Origin of the sequence: Methylophilus sp. YYY-1 (assembly GCF_029132825.1) — a bacterium.
GTDB lineage: Bacteria > Pseudomonadota > Gammaproteobacteria > Burkholderiales > Methylophilaceae > Methylophilus > Methylophilus glucosoxydans.
On the sequence record NZ_WOVG01000001.1, the window covers coordinates 233,921 to 253,414 of the forward strand.

Sequence of the window (19,494 nt, forward strand, 5' to 3'; positions counted from 1 at the left end):
AAAAAGGGTAGTTTATGAATTTTTCTCAATTTGTGCAGATACTTCTTGCGCGTTACAAAATGATCATTGCGATTGCTGTGATAACGTTGTTAACAGCATGCTTGGTCAGTTTGTTATTTCCTAAAAGTTATAAGGCGGCAACGACTATTATCCTAAATTACAAGGGTGTTGATCCCGTCACAGGGCTATCAATGCCAGCACAGTTGATGCCAGGCTATATGGCTACACAGGTAGACATTATTCAAAGTAAAAATGTGACGCTAGATGTCATCAAGCGGTTACAACTAACAGAAGTTAAAGCCTTACAAGAGCAGTTTGCTAGTGCAACAAAAGGTAAGCAAGCAGACATTAATGAGTGGTTGGCAGATTTACTAGAGCAAAAGCTTGACGTTATCCCATCTAAAGAAAGTAGTGTGATTAGCATCGGCTACAAAGGCGTGGACCCCGTATTTGCCGCCACAATGGCAAATGCATACGCCGAGTCATATATCAATCTTAGTCTAAAATTAAAAATTGATCCTGCTATCAAAGCTTCTCAATATCTGTCTGAACAAACGAAGGTACTTCATGACAATCTTAAAGCTGCACAAGACAGATTGTCAGACTATCAGCAGAAACATGGCATCACAAGCATTCAGGATGCTTATGATGTTGAAACGTCCAAGTTGAGAGATTTATCTTCTCAGTATAGCTTGGCGCAATCGCAATCTATTGACGCAAACTCAAGAAGAAATGATGCTTCGAAAAATATGAGTGAGTCTCCTGATGTTGTTCAAAATCCTGTGGTTCAGAATTTGCGAATGAGTTTAGCTACAGCTGAATCCAAATTAGCCGAAATGGGACAACGCTATAGTAAAAATCACCCATCTTATATTTCGGCTGAAGCTGAAGTAGCTAAATTGAGAAGTCAGCTAAATGCTGAAGTTGATCGTGCTGTAGTAAGTTTAAGTAACAGTGCCAGCATTAACTCTCAACGTCTTGGCGATTTGAAATTTCAACTTGAAAAACAAAAGCAAAAGGTACTTGAACTTAACAGATCTCGCTCAGATTTGTCGGTACTCGAAAAAGAAGTGCAGATTGCAGAAGTGGCGCTTGAATCTGTGAACAATCGGTTCAGTCAGACTGCGCTTGAAGGGCAGTCTACTCAAGGCGACATCTCAATCCTTGAGCCTGCAGTACCACCTTTAAATCCGAGTAATCCAAGCATTTTATTAATTGCACCATTTTCCTTGATTATTGGATCATTATTGGGCTGTTTGTTCGCCATCCTCGCAGAATTAATGGATCGTCGCATCCGTAGCAAAGACGATCTGTTGGGCTTGAATATTCCTGTGTACGAATACCATATCAAAACGATTCCTATCGCAAATTAGCGATAACACTATTTATCAGGCAAAAGTGATCTTGTATGAATATTATTGAAACAGACAACAAATCAACGTTAAAGACAGTCTCTTCCAGTATTGGGCATTTATTGCTTGATATGGGAAAAATTACGGATAAAGATGCTGAACGTATTCTGAAGTTTCAAAAGGAAAAGGCCATGCGGTTTGGTGAAGCCGCTATGGCTTTGGGTTTTGTCACAATGGAGGATATCAATCAAGCGTTATCTTATCAGTTTGACTATCCATATCTGACACCTGATAAAGCATCCTTTAATTCAGGGCTGATTGCAGCTTTTGACCCATTCTCCAAAGAAGTCGAGTCTTTACGCTCTTTACGAACTCAACTGATTTTACGCTGGTTTGAACGAGGTTTTAAAAGCATTGCGATATCTTCAGCCACTGAAGAGGATGGAGCAAGCTTACTGGCCGCAAACCTGGCAATCGTTTTCTCCCAATTAGGTGAGCGGACATTATTGATTGACGCGAACCTGCGCCAACCAACACAGCATAAATTATTTAGATTAAGTAACAACCAAGGTTTATCAGATATTCTGGTTGGTCGAGCCTCTACCGATGTTGTCGTCAGAATTCCATCATTGCTAAACTTGAGTATTCTCAGCGCAGGTGCAACGCCACCCAATCCACAAGAATTGCTTAATAAAGAGGCGCTTGATGACTTGCTAAAAGTGTTTGCAGAGCACTACGATGTGATTATTTTGAACACTTCTCCGATATTAGCATCCTCCGATGCTCAGATTGTGGCAAAAAAGGTGGGGGGCGTGCTCATTTCAACGTTGCAAAATAAAACTGCATTAAAAGATACTCAAGAAGCCTATGAGGAATGTCGTAGTTTGGGCATAGATGTGCAAATAGCATTGAATGCAGGTTAGTATGGTTGTATCGACCGCAACTTCCCCTAGAGGGCCAAACTCAAAGTTACTCGGTTATATTGCAGTAATACTGGCAGTTCTGATTTTGTTTGTTCCGGTCTTTTATGACCTTTTTGTGACCGTATGGAACACAGATACTCAGTCGCATGGACCCATAGTGTTAGCCATAGGCGTTTGGTTCTTTTATTTCAAGACCAAACAAATTCTTGAGAAGCAGAACAACTTTAAACCTAATCCATATCTTGGTTGGCCTTTTATTGTTGCTGGTGCGGCGTTATATTTGGTGGGCTATTCACAAAGTGTTTATATCCTGTCTATATTGTCATTGGTGTTTATCTTATGTGGATTCATCTGCATTATTTTTAGTGCAAACACTGCGCTAAAATATTGGTTTGCACTGTTTTTCTTTGTGTTCCTGATTCCTTGGCCTGCTTCGGTCATCGATACCATTACTCAGCCGATGAAAATTGCAGTATCTTATGCTGCAGACCATCTGCTTTATATGCTGGATTATCCAATTGCACGCTCAGGAGTAATACTGCAAATTGGGCAATATAAATTGTTGGTCGCTGATGCATGCGCCGGACTGAATTCGTTATTCACGCTAGAGGCTATAGGGTTACTATATATCAATGTCATCAATCATCAGGCATTTTGGCGTAATGTATTACTTGCTGTCTTAATTGTTCCAGTTTCCTTTATTTCCAATGTCCTTCGAGTGTGCACGCTAGCTTTAATTACCTATCACATGGGCGATGAAGCTGGACAAGGGTTCTTGCACAATTTTTCTGGCATGGTGCTTTTTATGACTGCGTTGATTTTAATTATTGTGATTGACTCACTGATTCAAAAGTTGGCAGAAAAATTCAAAATCAACAGTCTGTTAAGCCAAGATTAGTCGTCTTATGAAAGATATTTATCTCAAACTCCCTTCAATCAGCTTGATCACCGGGCTCAAGTTCTTGGTTGTCAGTTTAGTATGTCTCTTATTAGCGATGTCACTTAAGCCTGACACACATTATGCCCAGCGGCCGAGCAACTTTGAACAAACAATTCCAAGAGTAGTTGGTAGCTGGGTTGAGGTACAGCAAGCGAAGCCACAAGTTAACGTAGTAAGTGATGAAAAAACACTGATTAATCAGCTGTATGACGACACTCTCATGCGAACCTATGCTGATGCAGAGGGGCATCAAGTAATGGTGGCACTTGCCTATGCAAAAGAGCAACGGCAGGATGTAAAAATCCACCAGCCAGATGTTTGTTACCCAGCGCAGGGATATCAACTAATTCATTCTAAACTGAAACAGTTTACGAATCTCGGCAGTCGAGATTCTGTTTTTGGAAAACAGCAGCTTTACTACGGGCAAAATCATTATGAAGCAGTCAGCTACTGGATTCGTGTGGGTGATCGTAGCATGACATCAGGCTTGCAAATGCGCCTTAAGATTATTCAAGATGGATTATTAAAGCGTCGTTTGGATGATGGCATTCTTGTGCGTGTTTCAATGGTCGTGGCAGATGAGGCCCAAGTAAAGCAAGCTTATGCAATTCAAGAAAAGTTTCTCGCTGATTTTGTAGTCGCTGTTGAGCAGCAATCTCCAGGATTACTTTTACCTAATTAATGTTGAACAATATTGAATGACAGCTGTTTCCAATGCCAAGTGGGTGGCAGTCTCACAATTAGCAAGAATAGCCTCGCAGCTTGCCAATATTTTTGTACTTGCGCGAATATTGCCACCAAGTGATTATGGATTAATGGCAATGGCCACAGTCGTCACTAATCTAGCGTTATTGATTCGTGATCAAGGGACCTCCGCAGCCATTATCCAAAAAGAAGATCTGACTCATCACACAGTCAATACGGTGTTTTGGTTTAATATTTTCGTCGGTTTGAGCATTGCCGGCATCATTATGTTGGCTTCGCCGATTATCGCAGGATATTTTAAACATGCTGAGCTGATTGAAATCCTTGTCATATTAGCCTTGGTTTTTCCTATTTCGAGCTCATCCATCTCCCATCAAGCACTATTAGAGCGAGAGTCTCAATTCAAGAAACTCGCATTTGTTGAATTAATATCTTCATTTGTTGCCATGGTGATTGCTGTGGTTGCTGCTATAAAAGGTGCTGGCGTATACAGCCTAGTATTACAAGCAATTTTAATGGCATTGCTTTCCTCAGTCCAAATATGGTTCCTATCCTCATGGCGTCCAAAAGGAAAGCCCAGTTTTGAACAGCTCAAAATGTTGTTGCCTTTTACAGGGCATATGACTGTGTTTCAATTGATTACTTATTTTTTCAGAAACGCTGACAGCATGGTGGTGGGCAGGGTACTCGGGGCTGCCTCTCTGGGTATCTATTCCATGGCATACAAAGTCATGTTGTTGCCTGTGCAAAATATTACGTGGGCCTCCTCTCGTGCGCTATTTCCTGTCATGAGTCGGCAGCAGGGCAATCTGGAAGAAATGGGTAAATTATATCTTCAGACAATCGCCTTTATTGCGTTTTTAACAGCACCGCTTATGGCTGGAATTTATGCGCTTAGAGAGCCATTTGTAGATGTCGCATTTGGCCATCAGTGGATGGATGTTGCAAGTGTTTTGGCATGGTTAACGCCTGTTGGGTTTATGCAGTCAATTTCAAGCACAACTGGCACAGTGTTTATGGCACAAGGTAAAACCCGTTTGCTAATGTGGCTATCACTAGGCAGTGCATTAGTTCATGTTCTGGCTTATTATATTGGTGCAAGAACTGGTGTGAATAGTGTTGCAGAATGGTATTTATATGCCAGTGTTGTGACAGGCATCCCCCTGGTGTTGATCGCGGGTAATTTTGTAAAATGTTCGGCTCTGGACTTGCTTAAAGCAATCTGGAAACCAGTTTTAGTATCGCTTCTGATGTGCATTGTGACTCGACGCACTTTTGTAATTCTAAATCAGCATATAAGTCTGCTTGCCAGCTTTATTCTGGCAACTTTGTTTGGAGGTCTTATTTACCTTCTGCTAAGTTATTTTATTTCCCCATCTTTGATGAAGACCTATCTCAATAAAGTATTTGCTAGGAAAAGTTGACCAATCATGAGAGTTTCTGTCTACATACCGACTAAAAACAGAAGGCAAGCGTTAGAAAAGGCAGTAGACTCTGTGCTAGGCCAAACGCACAGAGATATTGAGGTAATTGTTGTCAGCGACGGCTCAACTGATGATACTGAGAGCTATCTTAAACAGAAGTCTATAAGTGATCCTCGTCTTAAATATTTTATTAAGCCACAATCAGGTGGAGCACCGGCAGCGAGAAATCTTGCCATTAAAAGTGCGACTGGTGAGTTTATTACAGGACTAGATGATGATGATGAGTTTTTACCAAATCGCATTGAGTTATTAATCAGCTATTGGAAAATGCTGGAAAAACACTCTATAAGGCCTTCATGTATTTATACTCCTGATCTAATTTACAGGGATGGGCTTGAAGTTGACCAATCACGAAAGCTGGGACATGTTAGTCATGAGCAATTGTTTGATTTCAATCATATTGGGAACCAAATTTTTGCACCAAAAGACGTTTTTATTGGGGCTGGTTTATTTGATGAGGAAATGCCGGCTTGGCAAGATATGGAATTCTTTTTCAGAGTTCTAAAAAAGTTTGGCAGGGCGTCGTTACTCGATATTCCAACACAAATAATGGATGACACCCCACGAACGGATAGAATTTCTATCAAATCAAGAACCCGTTTGCAAAAGGCTTATACCCGTTTTGTATACAAACATTGTCAAGACTCTAAACGAAATGCGCAAAAGTTATTTTTGCAAATGTTTTCAAGGTACTATAACAATCGCCCAACTCTTACAGACTGGATCGCATTCATAAAGTTAGGCTTTTGGCCCAAAGGTTACTTGGCACTACTAACTGCAACATTTAGATACTAATATACGTAACTTGGCTAAGCCACCAATCGACTATTTAATCTAGGTCTGGTAATAACGTGTCAAAAATTAATATTAATAAAACCAAAATTGCTCTTTCAATGCTGGCAGCATTTTCGGCAATTTTCTTTGGTTTGGTTTCACTTTTTATTACACAGGTGGTAGGGGAACATTATATTTATCTGCTAAGCCTGCCTGTAGCAATTGTTATTGGGCTCGTGTTTGTATTTGATCGATATTTCTTTTTTTTACTAGTCATCCTGACACGGTCATCACTTGATGTTGTTTTTAATTCCATCAAACTTGGTAGCTTTGGAATTGGCGCAGTTCTAAATGCATTAGTAATTCTAATTGCAATATTAACAATTTTTGAGAAGCCTAACCCTAATCAACCAGATATTTTGAACATCAAAAGAGCATGGGTAATTTTTCTTACATTGTCATTCTTTTCATTGGTGTATTCGCCCGCAGTACTGCAAAGCGTCAAAGTTTTTTTGATTTATGTTTCATATGCCTCTATGTTTCTTTTGGGCACAAAACTTGTTGACTCTCAACGTGATTTTGATAAATGGATTAAGGTGGTTGCTTTTTCCTCGATTATCCCAGTTTTATATGGACTTTTCTGTATCGTATTTGGGGGTAGAGGAATGGCCTTTAGTTATCAAGAAGGCTTTCGACTTAGAAGCACCTTTCCACATCCTAATCCGTTCGCACCATACTTGGTGCTAATGATCACCGTTTGTTTTTACATATACAAATCTAAAATTACATCTATCGGAAACGGTCTGCGCAAGACGTTACCACTTTATATATTGTTATTAGTAGCGATGCTAATTATGACCAAAACAAGGTCCGGTTGGGTTGCTTGCTATATGTTCTTTTTCCTATATGCAATCTTGCATGAGCGTAAATATTTATTCTTAGTGTTACTTGCCCCATTTGTTGCCTTATTAATTCCAGAGGTACAAGAACGTGTTCTTGATTTAACTAGTGATAACGATTTTGGTTCAAGTGGTTATGGCCGGTTGAACTCTTATGCTTGGCGTCTCAAAATTTGGTCTGATAGTTTAGCTTGGATGTCAAAGACACACTACCTGACTGGTTATGGTCTATATAGTTTTATTCACCACTCAACAAGCTTTGCAATGGCAAACGCATTTCAAAAACAGGACTTTGACATTAACGCCCACAATATTTACGTTCAGTTATTTTTCGAATTAGGCATTTTTGGATTATTGTCCTTCTTATATCTTCTGTTTGAGGTATTCAAAAAACTCTTGAGCATTTACAAATTTAACAAATTACTAGTTTTTACAGTTATCGTTATGTTGCTGGAATTTGCATTCATGGGCTATGCCGATAACTTGCTTGATTATCTAGTATTCAATTGGTATTTGTGGTTCACATTAGGTTTAACAATTTCAGCTTCGAGACTGTTCCAAAAGCCTGAACAAGACACTCACCCTCAAAAAATATCCACATAAAGAGTCTTAATATGCGAATTGCATACTTTACAAGCAGTTATCCACGTGCCACTGATACATTTATACAACGCGAGGTGATTGGACTCAGAGCATCTGGCGTTGAAGTGCTAACGTGTGCCCTAAGACAACCCGAGGGTGCTAATAATGTGAGCCATCTGATTTTAAATGAGCGTAAACAAACCACTTATTTTTTGCCAGCTAGCCCGCTAAAGCTTATCCAACTTAATTTTAAGTATTTTGTGAGTGCTACCTCAAGCTACTTTAAAACGCTGCACTTAGCTTTTAAAACTCGTCGTCCTGGCGTGAAGGGCTCGCTCTACCAACTTTTTTACTTTCAAGAGGCATTGTTGCTCGCAAATTACCTACAACAGAATCATGTGCAACATGTGCATAATCATTTTGGTGATAGCAGTGGTATGGTGACGATGCTTGCGAGTCAGTTAACTGGCGTGGGTTATAGCGTCACCTTTCATGGGCCGCATATTTTCTTCGAGCCAACTTTGCTTGCACTTAGGGAAAAGGTCAAATATGCAAAATTTATAGTTTGTATAAGTAATTATTGCAAAAGCCAGATGATGCTTTTCTCTGACGTAGAAGATTGGCATAAACTCAAAATTGTTCACTGTGGTGTTGATGTAGACAAGTATTCTTTTGATGATAAATCTGTTGATAGTCAAGCAGCTGGGCCCGTAAAACTATTGTATGTGGGTAGATTAGCAGCAGAAAAGGGTGTACCTGTTTTATTGAAAAGTTTGATTGACTTGAAAAACGAGGGTTATCAGTTTCATCTAACCCTCTTGGGTGATGGTCCTGAGAGAGCTAGCCTTGAGTCTGAGGTTGATAAACACGGACTGACAGGAATGGTCTTTTTTGGTGGCTTTGCTAGTCAAGAAACTGTCAGAGAGACTTTGTTAGCAAGTGATGTATTTATTTTACCCAGCTTTGCCGAGGGTGTCCCTGTGTCACTGATGGAAGCGATGGCCTGTGGCATCCCAGTCATTGGAACTAATGTTGGAGGCGTTACTGAACTGATTGAGCATGGTGTTTCTGGCATGGTTGTTGCTCCATCCGATGAACAAGCGCTGAAAAGTGCCATTTTTCGGTACATTAAATATCCGGAGTTACGTGAAACAGTCCGTTCAGCTGCAAGAGAAACTATTGAATCTGATTTCAATTTTAAAATTGAAGTTAGCAAACTTGAACAGCTGATTCGGGAGCAAGTGCAAAGCTAATATGATTGGTTACCTCAATAATACTCATATTTCAGAATTAGAGTCATATCCGCTTTGTATCATTGGTGCTGGCGCAGCTGGCATATCTTTAGCCGTTCATCTTAGTCGGCTTGGTCATCGCATATTGTTGATAGAGGGCGGTGATTGGAACGAAGGTTCCGAAGTACTCGACGCATATATGGGGAAAGCGACGCCACCACATCCAGAAACGACTGAATTTAGATATCAGCGGTTTGGGGGAACAACGCACCTATGGGGGGGGAGATGCGTACCACTTGACTCACATGATTTTGAGAAGCGCGCTCATGTTCCAGAGAGTGGCTGGCCAGAAGGAGCAAAAGACATCGCTAACTATTATGCTCAAGCCCTCGATTATTGCGATGCCGGTGATAATAATTTCAATATTTCAGCCTTCGGTCCCAACACTAAACCAATATTTAGCGAAGCGCCAACATTAGCGCCTGATTTGAATGAGTATATTGAGAGATATAGCCTACCTACAGATTTTGGTAAAAAATTTCGGCAAGAGCTTGAAAATTCAGTCAATGTAAAAGTCCTCTTGCGCGCGCGCTGTACTAAACTAAATACAAGTGCTCAGAATGGTGATGTCGTTGAGACAATCACTTTGCATGATGGTCAACAATCGGTTGATGTGAAAGTTAATCAAATTGTCTTAGCCGGAGGAGGGATTGATACAACTCGACTATTGCTAGTCAGTCGTCAGTATCAACCTGCCTGGAGCCATCTCGATGGCAGCCTTGGTAAGTATTATGCGTGTCACTATGACTTGATTTATGGAGCGTTACGATTTAAAAATGAACGTCCCATTTTTGATTTTCAAAAAACAACTGAAGGCGTTTATGCCAGACGAAAGCTTCAATTTTCAGCAGAGTTTCAAACTAAGCATGGTTTGTTGAATTCTGCATTTAGGCTACATTTTCCAGCATACGCGGACCCTTCTCATGGTAGCGGGATTTTATCTACTATTTATCTTGCAAAGTCAATATTAAAGCCCGAGTATCAAACCATTTTAAATCATGGTGGCAATCAATCATTAGAGCGTGTTGACTATGCAAAACATGTCTGGAATGTTGTCTCGGATCCAGTATCTGTCATTCGGTTTGCTTACGACTGGTTATTCAAAATAAAGTTGGCGAAAAGACGTATTCCCTACACGCTGGTTGCAAACCGTAATGGAACATATCCTATTGAGTTTAATAGTGAGCAAGTATCAGATCCAGTCAATCGCATTGAGTTGCTTGACGAATACGACCGATATGGCATGCCTAGAGTAAGTGTGCATTGGAAAATGACGGCTAAGGATATCGCCTCTGGAATTAAATCTTTTAATTTATTACAACAACAATTTGAGAATACCAACGCATGCAGACTTGAGTTTGACCAAAAAGAGTTAGAAAAGGCAATGGAGAGCGCTTTACCTGTTGGCGGGCACCATATGGGAACAACCCGTATGGGAACCGCTCCGAATGATAGTGTGGTAGATGTTAATTGCAAAGTGCATGGAGTCAAAAATCTGTATATTGCGAGCGCATCGGTTTTTACCACGAATAGCCATGCTAATCCAACACTTACGATTGTTGCATTGGCATTACGGCTTGCTGATCATTTAAATCATATTCAAGCCTTAAGGAGTAAATGATGAAAGCTTTTCATAAAACCAGTCTGTTAGTATTACCTTGGCTCGCATATGTTGCATTTAATCATAATGTAAGCGCAGCAGATGTCGCATTGTATAGCAAACCGTTTGCTGTAAATTCTTTATGGAAGAGTAGGCCAGTATCTCCAAGTTTCTCTGATTTTGTAATTCCAACTTCAAAATATAATCCCAATATTCACGAGGGAGTATTATCCTCAGGATGCTTTTTTGCCGATGAAACTAGTGGCCCTGTAACCGTTAAACCTAATCCTGGACAAAAAGGGGTTTATGATGCTGATGCAGAAACTAATCAGCCAAAAATTGAAATTCCACACTGGCCAGCTGATCTTGTTCCTGCTTCTGGTGGCGATGGTCATGCAGATATTTACGATACAGCGAGTGGAGTGATTCATTCATTTTGGAAGCTCAGAAATACAAATGGGGAATGGACTGCCAATCTTTATGCTTGGTCACCGATAGACGGGACTGGTTGGGCTGATCCGGCACACTATTATCAGGGTGCTCGGGCAGTAGGTATTGGTGCATGTGCAGGCATTATTCGGAAAAATGAGTTTGCAAGTAGCGATCCTATTTATCCACATGCTCTGGCTATGTCACTTGCATTAAATGGTGCAGCCTCTAATCCAGGATATGTCTATCCTGCTACCTCAGCTGACGTATATGCACCGAAAAATACTGGTCAGATTCCAGAGGGTGCTCTAGTTATGCTGCCTGAAAGTTTTGACGTTTCAAAAATCAAGACGCCAGAGTTGATAAAAATTGTTAATACGCTAAAAGTTTATGGCGCTTACATTGTTGATACAAACGATGGCACACCATTTATCATTTATGTTGAAAATGGCTCAGGACTTAACCTGCATAAAAATGGCTACAATTACAAGGCAGCAAATGAATTGCATTTAATTAGACAGTCTTTGCGAATGGTAACTTCAGCTAAGTCATGGGTCGATGCCTCTGGGAATCCATTCATTCCTGAAAAGAATTTTAATATTCTATCAATGCGAGGCCCATGGTGTGTTTATCAGCGGACCGCATGTATACAAAACAGTCCAACTGCAGGAAAGTTTGATACTTGGAAGCAGGCAGTCATCTTTGGCCCTACTACTAGTGAGGTCGTTCAATCAAATCCTTCTGGGCGATCACTCACTCAAGTCACATGGGCAAAACCTAAAATGGGTGAAAAGTATAAAATCACCGCAAAAACCACTGGGGGTGGTAAACTCAGACTCATTATCAAGGACAAAAAATATAAAACTAGAGTTGATACATATGATCTTTCGGATGGTCAATCTAGAACATTTGCATGGCCAGCCGATGATGTTACCTCAAATGTTGTTGTAACTAGTGGTATAGGTGCTGGATCAAGTGTAAGTGGCACATTAATTCGCGTTGATCAATAATGTTCAGACCTGAACAGAATAAGTTTCCAAGTAGAAATTATGCTTATAGTTGTTGAAATCCTTTTTTTTACGGTATTTGCCATACTGGTAATTCCAGTACTAACATTTTGTATACAAATCTTGGTGGCTGTTTTACCTGGGTTTCGTAACCAAAAGGTTGAGCCGCAGTCAGCAGCAATTGCACTACTGATCCCAGCCCATAACGAATCCGCTGGGATCAGTGCAACGCTTGAATCTATCAAGAAATCTGCTACGCCTAACACCCGAATTGTGGTGATTGCTGATAATTGCTCGGACAATACGGCAGAGATTGCAAGAAGTAACGGTGTGGAGGTCATTGAGAGAGCACATGAAACGTTGCGTGGTAAAGGATACGCGTTAGATTTTGGTATTCAACACCTTAAGACTAAGCCTCCAGAGGTGATGATTGTTTTTGATGCCGACTGTATTGTATATCCAGATACTATTAATGCTTTAGCTCAGGCTGTTATCAAAGGTAAGCGTGCAGTTCAAGCCTTGTACTTAATTCAGGCAAAACCAAATTCACCCGTAAAAACTAAATTGGCTGAGTTTGCCTATGTCGTTAAAAGCTGGACTCGACCGCTGGGATTTTATCGCCTGGGTATGCCTATGCAACTGATGGGCTCCGGGATGGCTTTTCCATGGGAGCATGTTAAAAATGCTAATCTTGCCAAAGGATATATTGTTGAGGATATGAAATTGGGTATAGACCTAGCCGAGCAAAGGTTCGCCCCCAAATTTTGTCCTGAAGCATATGTTACAAGTGAGTTCCCATTAAATGATGAGGGTGCTGACTCGCAACGGAAAAGGTGGGAGCATGGCCATATTGGCATGATTGTACAAGAGGGACTGCCACTGTTTCTTAAGGGATTACGTACAGCAAATATTGAAATGACCGCAATGGCTTTAGATTTGTGTGTTCCCCCAGTTGCGCTGCTATTCTTGCTAAGTGCATTATTTGCAATTATTTCCGCAGTCTTGATGTTGCTTACTAACACTACATTCCCTTGGGGGTATGGTGTAATTCAATTCCTGTTATTAGCTTTATTTGTCATGATCTCATGGGTTAAGCACGGTACTAAAATATTACCGTTTTTTGAGCTTTTGACTTACGCGCCAGTTTACGCTGTTAGTAAAATCCAGCTATACGCTAAGTTTTTTGTGAATCGTCAGATTGAATGGGTTAAATCCAAAAGAGATTAGCGGACGTTTTCATTTTTAAAGTACAAAACACATCAATGAGTAAAACTATAAAAAAAATTGATCAATTAGAGAGTCTCCGCGGTATTGCCGCATTACTGGTCGTTTTATACCACGTTCCAGCATGGAATCCCTTGATCCACAATATATCCATTATTCGAAGTGGATTTATGATGGTAGATTTGTTTTTTGTCTTATCCGGCTTTGTAATTTATACCGCATATGCAAATCGAATCAACACAGTTTATGAGTTGGCAAAGTTTCAGTTTTTGCGATTTGGTCGCTTATATCCTGTACATTTACTCTTTTTGTTATTGTTTCTGGGCATTGAAATATTGAAATATGTTTTACAACATCATTTCGGAATTGCAAGCCTTAGCAAGCAACCATTTGAAGATAACGATCTTGCAGCATTTATGCGAGATATTTTTATGGTTAAGGCATTCTGGCCAAATGAACAGGCCATCACATTCAACAGCCCGGCTTGGTCTATCAGTGCTGAGTTTTACACCTATCTAATTTTCGGATTGATTGTTCTCAACTTTTCAAAAATTAAGAATTATATTTTTGCCGCCCTAGGCCTATCAGCCACTGCCATTCTCTTCATTTATCATCCTGAGCAGCATGATTTCATGCTTAGATGCATCGCAGGATTTTTTATCGGCTGTATGTTAGCCCTTGGCATTAGTAAAGTTATAAACTCTGTCTTTTTAAGTCCTTATTGGATACCGGTCTGTTTTGTATTGATTGGGTTATTTATGATCTTCGGCCATGATGCCAAAGCATTAAAGGTTTTAATTTACCCCTTAACGTGTTTGCTCATTGCATCAATCTTGCTTTCAAAAGACCATTTTTGGAAGCATTTCCTGTCTCATCCGACCTTAGTTTGGTTAGGGACAATTTCATTCTCATTATATATGTCGCATGGTTTAGTTCTCTGGTTTTATCAACAAGTGATTAGGGTACTCTTTCATCGGCCAGAAATGATAGTCGAGAGCTTATCAATACCACAATTTGAATTCCCATTGGCGGTTGCTCTTACCATTGGTTTTCTGGCAGCTTGTTTAATTATTGGTTACCTCACTTACAAGCTGGTAGAAAGTCCATTTCGCGAGAAATCACGCCAACTTGTCAAAGTTTAGCCAAATAGTGTCTGGCTCCGAGCTTATTCAGCATAACTAGAAATCAATATATGAAATACACACCAGAACTAGATGGAATCAGGGCGTTATCGATATTACTTGTTATGATCTCTCATGCTGGGTTCGGGCATATCGTTCCTGGAGGTTTTGGCGTTACTATCTTCTTTTTTATTAGCGGATACTTAATTACTTCACTATTGATTAGTGAGGCAGAAAAAAACAATCATATAGATTTAAAAAAATTCTACATACGACGGTTTTGGCGATTACTCCCACCAGCTATTTATTTCATCATCATCTCAAGCCTATTGATTCTCTTTATTAATCAGTCAATAAAGGTCTCAGAGATTTTTGCCGCATTATTTTATTTCGCTAATTACTATAAAATTTTTATACATTTTTCGAATGTAGATGGCTTGCTCTCTCCATTTAATATTTTATGGAGTCTTGCTATCGAAGAACATTTTTACATTTTGTTTGCGCCGCTACTTGCGTTCACTTATCGTTCAAATCGTTACTATCAAATAATCGTTATTTTTTTACTCCTACCGCTACTGATCAGACTTGGCTACGCCCTGATTTTTCCAGATCTGTTGCATGAAGGGGGGTACACTTATACGGCAACGGAGGCAAGGATAGACTCGATAGCATTCGGTTGTTTCATGGCTTGTCTGATGCACAAGCCAGCTCAAAAAGAGTGGCTTGAACGGCATTTACTTAAATTTGGTTATTTTGTTCTCGGATTAGCTGCAATTCTCTTTTCACTATTGGTTCGGGATCTGTTTTTTAGAGAGACATTCAGATATAGCTTACAAAACGTTGGGCTGTTTTTAATACTTCTGAATGTATTATTTAATCAAGCAAATATTTTTGCCGCAATTAGGCGCTTTTTGGCGTTACCCTCACTCACTTTTATTGGCAAGCTAAGCTATTCGTTGTATTTGCAGCATTGGTTATCAATGACGCTTATTTCGTATGCAATAGGTTTGAATAAACTTTCGCTTGCCTGGCAACTGGGATTTTGGGGCCTAACCATTATCACCTCCTTGATTTCTTACTATGTAATTGAACAACCAACAATCGCATTAAGAAGAAAATATGGCTCTAATGTATGATTTGATTTTCCTGCAATTGTCGACTGCCAGTTCATACCTATTTCGCCCATTTCTGATTAAGTGCCTTTCTTACCGGTACTTCAATAAAACGATAACTAAAGGATGCAATGATTAGTGCTGCTAAGAGCAGTACTAATTTTGATTGACCTGAATGAATCATTTTATAAAAGGGCTGTTGCCATAAATAAAGCGAGAATGAAATTAAACCCACCCAAGTAAGTGCCGGGTGGCAGATGAATTTCATCAGATACTCTGGTAGTTCTTTAATGCTGCAGATAGCGGCCGCGACACAGACTGTCCCAAGGCTGTATTTGATTGGGTCTGGCACCAGATTGATGTTGAGAAGTAAGGCCATGCCAAGTAGCAAAACAGAAGCCAGTGCCGGAATGTGCTGGCTGGATCGTTGAATTAGCAGAAAACTAATGACGCCAATAAGAATAGAGGCGCTGCGGGTGTCACTTCTCCAATACACATTGTAATAATCAAGATGTTCTGTGGACGTAAGTAGGGCGCCGTTGATCAAAAATAATACACAGATAGCAATGAGCGGTTTGATTGGATCAAAGTTGTATTTTCGGGCCAAAAACGCAATGAATGCCAGCAGGATGTAGGTGTGCTCCTCAATACAGAGTGACCAAATGTGATCTAAAACGGGAGTGTGGTTTGCGTATATGCTGTAGTAATTGTAGGTGAAGGTTAGTGTAGCCAATACACTTCGGTAATCCACATGCAGCGTGTTTTCTGACCGACCAAAAATCAGCCACATTGCAATGATAAACACAAACAGTGCTGGCCATACCCGCGAGATGCGTCGTTTAAAAAAGCTAGGCAGTGGGGTGTGTTTGATAAATAAGATTTCTGCCATCAGCCTCCCACTCAGCACAAAAAACATTTCAACGCCAAATCTGCCAGCATTAAATCCCTGAATGGAAAGAAAGTGGCCAGCTAAAACAGCAATAATCGATAGCCCGCGCCATCCATCAAGATAGGTATAACGCTTCATTAAAAACCATAATGCGAATATGTAGAATTGAGAGCTACAATAGCGCAGTAGATTTTTTGTGTTTATCAGCGGAAATTTAAAGCTTTGTAGGAATTTCCACGTTAAAGCCTAAGGCTTTTATGCTGAAAGCACGCACAATGATGCGATAAAATTGTGTTTTATAAATTAAGATATTATCAAGATTGCCAGCTCTTCTTACTTGCGTTTTTAATTGGTATTTTTAAAACTCATGCTTTTATCGAAATTGCACGATTATTGATCACCTTTTAACCATTTAACTGAACTTAAAAAACTCTCCTGGTAAGGCGTAAAGTTCATTTTGCTGGATATTTTGCTCGAGTTCAGAAAAATCTGCTGTTTAAAAAGTCTTACGAGTGATGGCGGCAGCGGTTCTGGAAATTGCTTAGCCAGGTTTTTCTGGCCTGCTTTTTCAAGTATTTTTTGAGATATTTTTATGGCTGGACTAAACGCTTTTGAATCTAGCTTGAGCTGCATGGGGTGTATACGTTTGACCGGAGTGGCGCCAATGGCTTGCGCTAAATCGATAAAGTATTGGTTCCAGCGTGGACTGTCAGGCGCTGCAAGGTTGTAATGATGAATGTCGCCGGCATTGAGCGGCAGTTGCAACCCAAAATGTATCGCTTTAACGACGTCATCCACGTGCACCAGATTGCTCCAGCCATCCCCGGCACTGCCAAGGTCACCGAGCCTGAAGGTGTTGAGCAGATTGGCGACACGTTCTACCCATTGCACGCTGCCCGGCCCATGAATGCAGCCTGGTCTGAACACGACTACTTTGCCGCCAGCTTGTGCGTAGGCTTGCATGTGCTGCTCGGCCTCGCATTTGGCAGCCGCATACCAGTTGTAAGTTGGGTCAAACGGTGAGTTCTCGGTAATGATGCCCTCACTGGCGCCATAGACTGACATGGTACTCAAATGCACAATTGTTGGCTTGCCTGCCGCCAATGCCGCTTCGGCCAGGATTTTTGCTCCTTGGCCAATGCCGTCTTTACTCCCGGCGACACAATTCACTACTGCATCGACTTGTTTGAGCTGTGTGGTCAGGTCAGCCAGATTCATACTATCTAAAATGACATGCCCCTCAATATTGCTGCGCATTCTGCCTCTGGAGGCAGCAATGGAGGTGATATTTGAGTGTTGCAAGTGCGTATGTAGCCGACTGCCTACATGACCAGTGGCGCCAAGGATTAAGACTTTCATGCTTGCTTCCTTACGATATGATTGAATGAGTAGATTTGCCTGCCTGCAGTGTTTCTGCAATATGGTCTGCCAGGCGTAAGCTCATGGCGACAATGGTCAGGGTAGGGTTGGCTTGGCTACTGGTAGGAAAAACCGCAGCACTGGCAATATAAAGGTTGCTAATGTCATGCACTTTGCAGTTTTCATCGACTACGGAGCTTTCAGGCTGCTTACCCATGCGTGCAGTACCAATGTGGTGTCCACCGTATGCACCAAAACGAGTCAAATCAGCTTCTAACTGCTCATCGTTAAACTCAAAGGTAGCAAGTCCACTTTGGTTGATTTCCTGTTTAAACACTTTGAGCGCTTTCCGGATAGACTCAATATCTTCAGGGAGATATTTCCAGTCAATTTTGACCTTGGGCATGCCTAGCGCATCCGTCTCATTGATCAAGGTAATCCGGCTCTCAGGGTTGGGATATTGCTCACCGTGGATTTCAAAGGTGAACTGATTGCTTTTGTTGCTCAAAATCACAGAAGGAAATTTACGCTTGGCCAGCGTGCGCTTGGTAATCCAATGGTATAAAAATTTTGTCGTATCAATGGGGTCGAGAATAATGTTTGCAAAGTGTTTTAAGTAAGTGGATAGAGTTGCTTGCCCATCTTTTAAGCGCTTTCCGTACTCGTAGCTGATAAAGTTCTTGGCTAAGAACAATCCGGATAGCACTCCAATTCTATGTGAGGGATCCACGATTTTTGGAAAATGTAATCTGGCCACCATATTGCCTACTCTTAATTTCTTTTGAGTGTCGGCAGTTAATGCAAAACGACGGCGGCAATACACCCCCTCAGGTGAAATTTCATATCCATGCCGAACATTTTTGGTGGTACCAAGTACGGTTAACTGCCCTAGGTTACCTGCTATATGACATTGGTAATACCTACCGACCAAATCATATTTATTGCCAATTCCAGTAGGCAGTACATCGTTTGATGCCAAAAGCAATCGGGCTGTTTCAATACCGCCTGTCGCCAGGATGAACTGCTTGGCAATCACGGAAAGCTTGGTACCCTGTAAGCTGACCACATCCAGGTGTTTTACTTGCTTGCCATCCATGCCAAGTCGAATGCCGGTGCAGTTAGCCTCCAGCAGTATTTCAATATCATCAGCCAGAATCAGTCTTTGTCTGTACCGATCTCCCATATTTGTCGGGCAAGAAAACCTTTCAAGATTATTGGTTTTTAGGATGTCACTTTTGAAGCCTTTGATTGCTGCCTGTTGCTCAGGATCAAACACCTTGTCGGCATCATATTCATAAGTGCCTGCTTCTAGTAATTGATTGGCAACTTGGTAGTAGGGTGCCAAGTCATCATAACCAATTGGCCAGCCGCTATGCGGAACATAGTCTCGGGCCTCAAAATCAATCGGATCAAACGGCATACAACGCCCCCCCCATATGGTCGTTGAGCCGCCAAATCTTCTTTGACGGTATTTATCAGGAGGACTATGGAGCTTTTCGTCAACGACTTCACCTGCGTAAAGCTGTTGTACCTGGTCATTCTCAACCTCCAATCCCGACTCTAAAAGCAGAACTTTCAATCCTCGCCCAGACAAAGATAATGCCAGTGAGATGCCAGCTGCACCTGCACCTACAATACAAACATCAGCCTCTAGCGTTGCACCTGAGGGGTAGTTATTCAAATTACTAATCATATTTTTTTGTTAAATCACTTAAAAAAATTCACAAATAAGCGTTATTATTGAAATTGTAGATGGGGTGTAAGCAGTGGCGTCAAGACCAGAATAGGTTAAAACGTCTTAT

16 protein-coding genes are annotated in these 19,494 nt (G+C 40.9%); 13 read left to right on the top strand and 3 right to left on the bottom strand.

Features of this window, described 5'->3' with window-relative positions; translation table 11 throughout:
• The first annotated feature begins 14 nt into the window (after positions 1-14).
• The 13 genes from epsF to GOC95_RS01105 are packed head-to-tail and all read left to right on the top strand — an operon-like array spanning position 15 to position 15,468.
• Entirely contained in the window at positions 15-1,373 is a 1,359-nt protein-coding gene (gene epsF / locus GOC95_RS01045) for a chain length determinant protein EpsF (protein ID WP_275355106.1), read from the top strand.
• Positions 1,374-1,408: 35 nt separating this feature from the next.
• The gene (gene epsG, locus GOC95_RS01050) at positions 1,409-2,275 is read left to right on the top strand and encodes a chain length determinant protein tyrosine kinase EpsG (protein WP_275355107.1); all 867 of its coding nucleotides are present in this window, start codon (positions 1,409-1,411) and stop codon (positions 2,273-2,275) included.
• A gap of 1 nt (position 2,276) precedes the next feature.
• On the top strand, positions 2,277-3,173 hold the full coding sequence (xrtB, locus tag GOC95_RS01055) for an exosortase B (protein ID WP_275355109.1): 897 nt from the start codon (positions 2,277-2,279) through the stop codon (positions 3,171-3,173).
• 7 nt (positions 3,174-3,180) lie between these two features.
• Positions 3,181-3,897, top strand: coding sequence for an exosortase C-terminal domain/associated protein EpsI (locus tag GOC95_RS01060; protein ID WP_275355111.1), 717 nt, complete (start codon positions 3,181-3,183; stop codon positions 3,895-3,897).
• A 16-nt stretch (positions 3,898-3,913) separates the two neighbouring features.
• On the top strand, positions 3,914-5,344 hold the full coding sequence (locus GOC95_RS01065; protein WP_275355113.1) for a lipopolysaccharide biosynthesis protein: 1,431 nt from the start codon (positions 3,914-3,916) through the stop codon (positions 5,342-5,344).
• Positions 5,345-5,350: 6 nt separating this feature from the next.
• Positions 5,351-6,199 carry a glycosyltransferase gene (locus GOC95_RS01070; RefSeq protein WP_275355114.1) on the top strand — a complete coding sequence of 283 codons (849 nt, stop codon included), beginning with the start codon at positions 5,351-5,353 and terminating at the stop codon, positions 6,197-6,199.
• A gap of 56 nt (positions 6,200-6,255) precedes the next feature.
• Complete coding sequence (locus tag GOC95_RS01075) at positions 6,256-7,680, top strand: O-antigen ligase family protein (RefSeq protein WP_275355116.1); 1,425 nt, start codon at positions 6,256-6,258, stop codon at positions 7,678-7,680.
• Positions 7,681-7,691: 11 nt separating this feature from the next.
• Complete coding sequence (locus tag GOC95_RS01080; protein ID WP_275355118.1) at positions 7,692-8,912, top strand: glycosyltransferase family 4 protein; 1,221 nt, start codon at positions 7,692-7,694, stop codon at positions 8,910-8,912.
• Between the two features lies 1 nt (position 8,913).
• Positions 8,914-10,572: a GMC family oxidoreductase gene (locus GOC95_RS01085; protein WP_275355120.1), complete on the top strand. Its 1,659-nt coding sequence runs from the start codon at positions 8,914-8,916 to the stop codon at positions 10,570-10,572.
• Positions 10,569-11,990: an Atrophin-1 multi-domain protein gene (locus GOC95_RS01090; protein ID WP_275355122.1), complete on the top strand. Its 1,422-nt coding sequence runs from the start codon at positions 10,569-10,571 to the stop codon at positions 11,988-11,990. The genes GOC95_RS01085 and GOC95_RS01090 overlap by 4 nt, the downstream gene beginning before the upstream one ends.
• A gap of 39 nt (positions 11,991-12,029) precedes the next feature.
• Entirely contained in the window at positions 12,030-13,214 is a 1,185-nt protein-coding gene (locus GOC95_RS01095; RefSeq protein WP_275355123.1) for a glycosyltransferase family 2 protein, read from the top strand.
• A 35-nt stretch (positions 13,215-13,249) separates the two neighbouring features.
• Positions 13,250-14,353: an acyltransferase gene (locus tag GOC95_RS01100; RefSeq protein WP_275355125.1), complete on the top strand. Its 1,104-nt coding sequence runs from the start codon at positions 13,250-13,252 to the stop codon at positions 14,351-14,353.
• A 50-nt stretch (positions 14,354-14,403) separates the two neighbouring features.
• Positions 14,404-15,468: an acyltransferase gene (locus GOC95_RS01105; protein ID WP_275355126.1), complete on the top strand. Its 1,065-nt coding sequence runs from the start codon at positions 14,404-14,406 to the stop codon at positions 15,466-15,468.
• Positions 15,469-15,505: 37 nt separating this feature from the next.
• Here GOC95_RS01105 and GOC95_RS01110 read toward each other — a convergent pair whose 3' ends face one another.
• From GOC95_RS01110 to GOC95_RS01120, 3 genes are all read right to left on the bottom strand, one after another.
• Positions 15,506-16,471 carry an acyltransferase gene (locus tag GOC95_RS01110; RefSeq protein ID WP_275355128.1) on the bottom strand — a complete coding sequence of 322 codons (966 nt, stop codon included), beginning with the start codon at positions 16,469-16,471 and terminating at the stop codon, positions 15,506-15,508.
• Positions 16,472-16,723: 252 nt separating this feature from the next.
• Positions 16,724-17,692, bottom strand: a complete 969-nt coding sequence (locus tag GOC95_RS01115) for an NAD(P)-dependent oxidoreductase (protein ID WP_275355129.1) — start codon at positions 17,690-17,692, stop codon at positions 16,724-16,726.
• A gap of 10 nt (positions 17,693-17,702) precedes the next feature.
• Entirely contained in the window at positions 17,703-19,385 is a 1,683-nt protein-coding gene (locus GOC95_RS01120) for a GMC family oxidoreductase (RefSeq protein WP_275355131.1), read from the bottom strand.
• Positions 19,386-19,494: the final 109 nt, after the last annotated feature.

Bases quoted from the DNA above. Each gene is read 5' to 3' on its own strand.
- GOC95_RS01070 (WP_275355114.1), top strand. From the start codon at position 5,351: ATGAGAGTTTCTGTCTACATACCGACTAAAAACAGAAGGCAAGCGTTA.
- GOC95_RS01110 (WP_275355128.1), bottom strand. From the start codon at position 16,471: ATGAAGCGTTATACCTATCTTGATGGATGGCGCGGGCTATCGATTATT.
- GOC95_RS01105 (WP_275355126.1), top strand. From the start codon at position 14,404: ATGAAATACACACCAGAACTAGATGGAATCAGGGCGTTATCGATATTA.
- GOC95_RS01120 (WP_275355131.1), bottom strand. From the start codon at position 19,385: ATGATTAGTAATTTGAATAACTACCCCTCAGGTGCAACGCTAGAGGCT.
- GOC95_RS01115 (WP_275355129.1), bottom strand. From the start codon at position 17,692: ATGAAAGTCTTAATCCTTGGCGCCACTGGTCATGTAGGCAGTCGGCTA.
- epsF (WP_275355106.1), top strand. From the start codon at position 15: ATGAATTTTTCTCAATTTGTGCAGATACTTCTTGCGCGTTACAAAATG.
- GOC95_RS01065 (WP_275355113.1), top strand. From the start codon at position 3,914: ATGACAGCTGTTTCCAATGCCAAGTGGGTGGCAGTCTCACAATTAGCA.
- GOC95_RS01100 (WP_275355125.1), top strand. From the start codon at position 13,250: ATGAGTAAAACTATAAAAAAAATTGATCAATTAGAGAGTCTCCGCGGT.
- GOC95_RS01060 (WP_275355111.1), top strand. From the start codon at position 3,181: ATGAAAGATATTTATCTCAAACTCCCTTCAATCAGCTTGATCACCGGG.
- epsG (WP_275355107.1), top strand. From the start codon at position 1,409: ATGAATATTATTGAAACAGACAACAAATCAACGTTAAAGACAGTCTCT.
- GOC95_RS01080 (WP_275355118.1), top strand. From the start codon at position 7,692: ATGCGAATTGCATACTTTACAAGCAGTTATCCACGTGCCACTGATACA.
- GOC95_RS01090 (WP_275355122.1), top strand. From the start codon at position 10,569: ATGATGAAAGCTTTTCATAAAACCAGTCTGTTAGTATTACCTTGGCTC.
- xrtB (WP_275355109.1), top strand. From the start codon at position 2,277: ATGGTTGTATCGACCGCAACTTCCCCTAGAGGGCCAAACTCAAAGTTA.
- GOC95_RS01095 (WP_275355123.1), top strand. From the start codon at position 12,030: ATGCTTATAGTTGTTGAAATCCTTTTTTTTACGGTATTTGCCATACTG.
- GOC95_RS01085 (WP_275355120.1), top strand. From the start codon at position 8,914: ATGATTGGTTACCTCAATAATACTCATATTTCAGAATTAGAGTCATAT.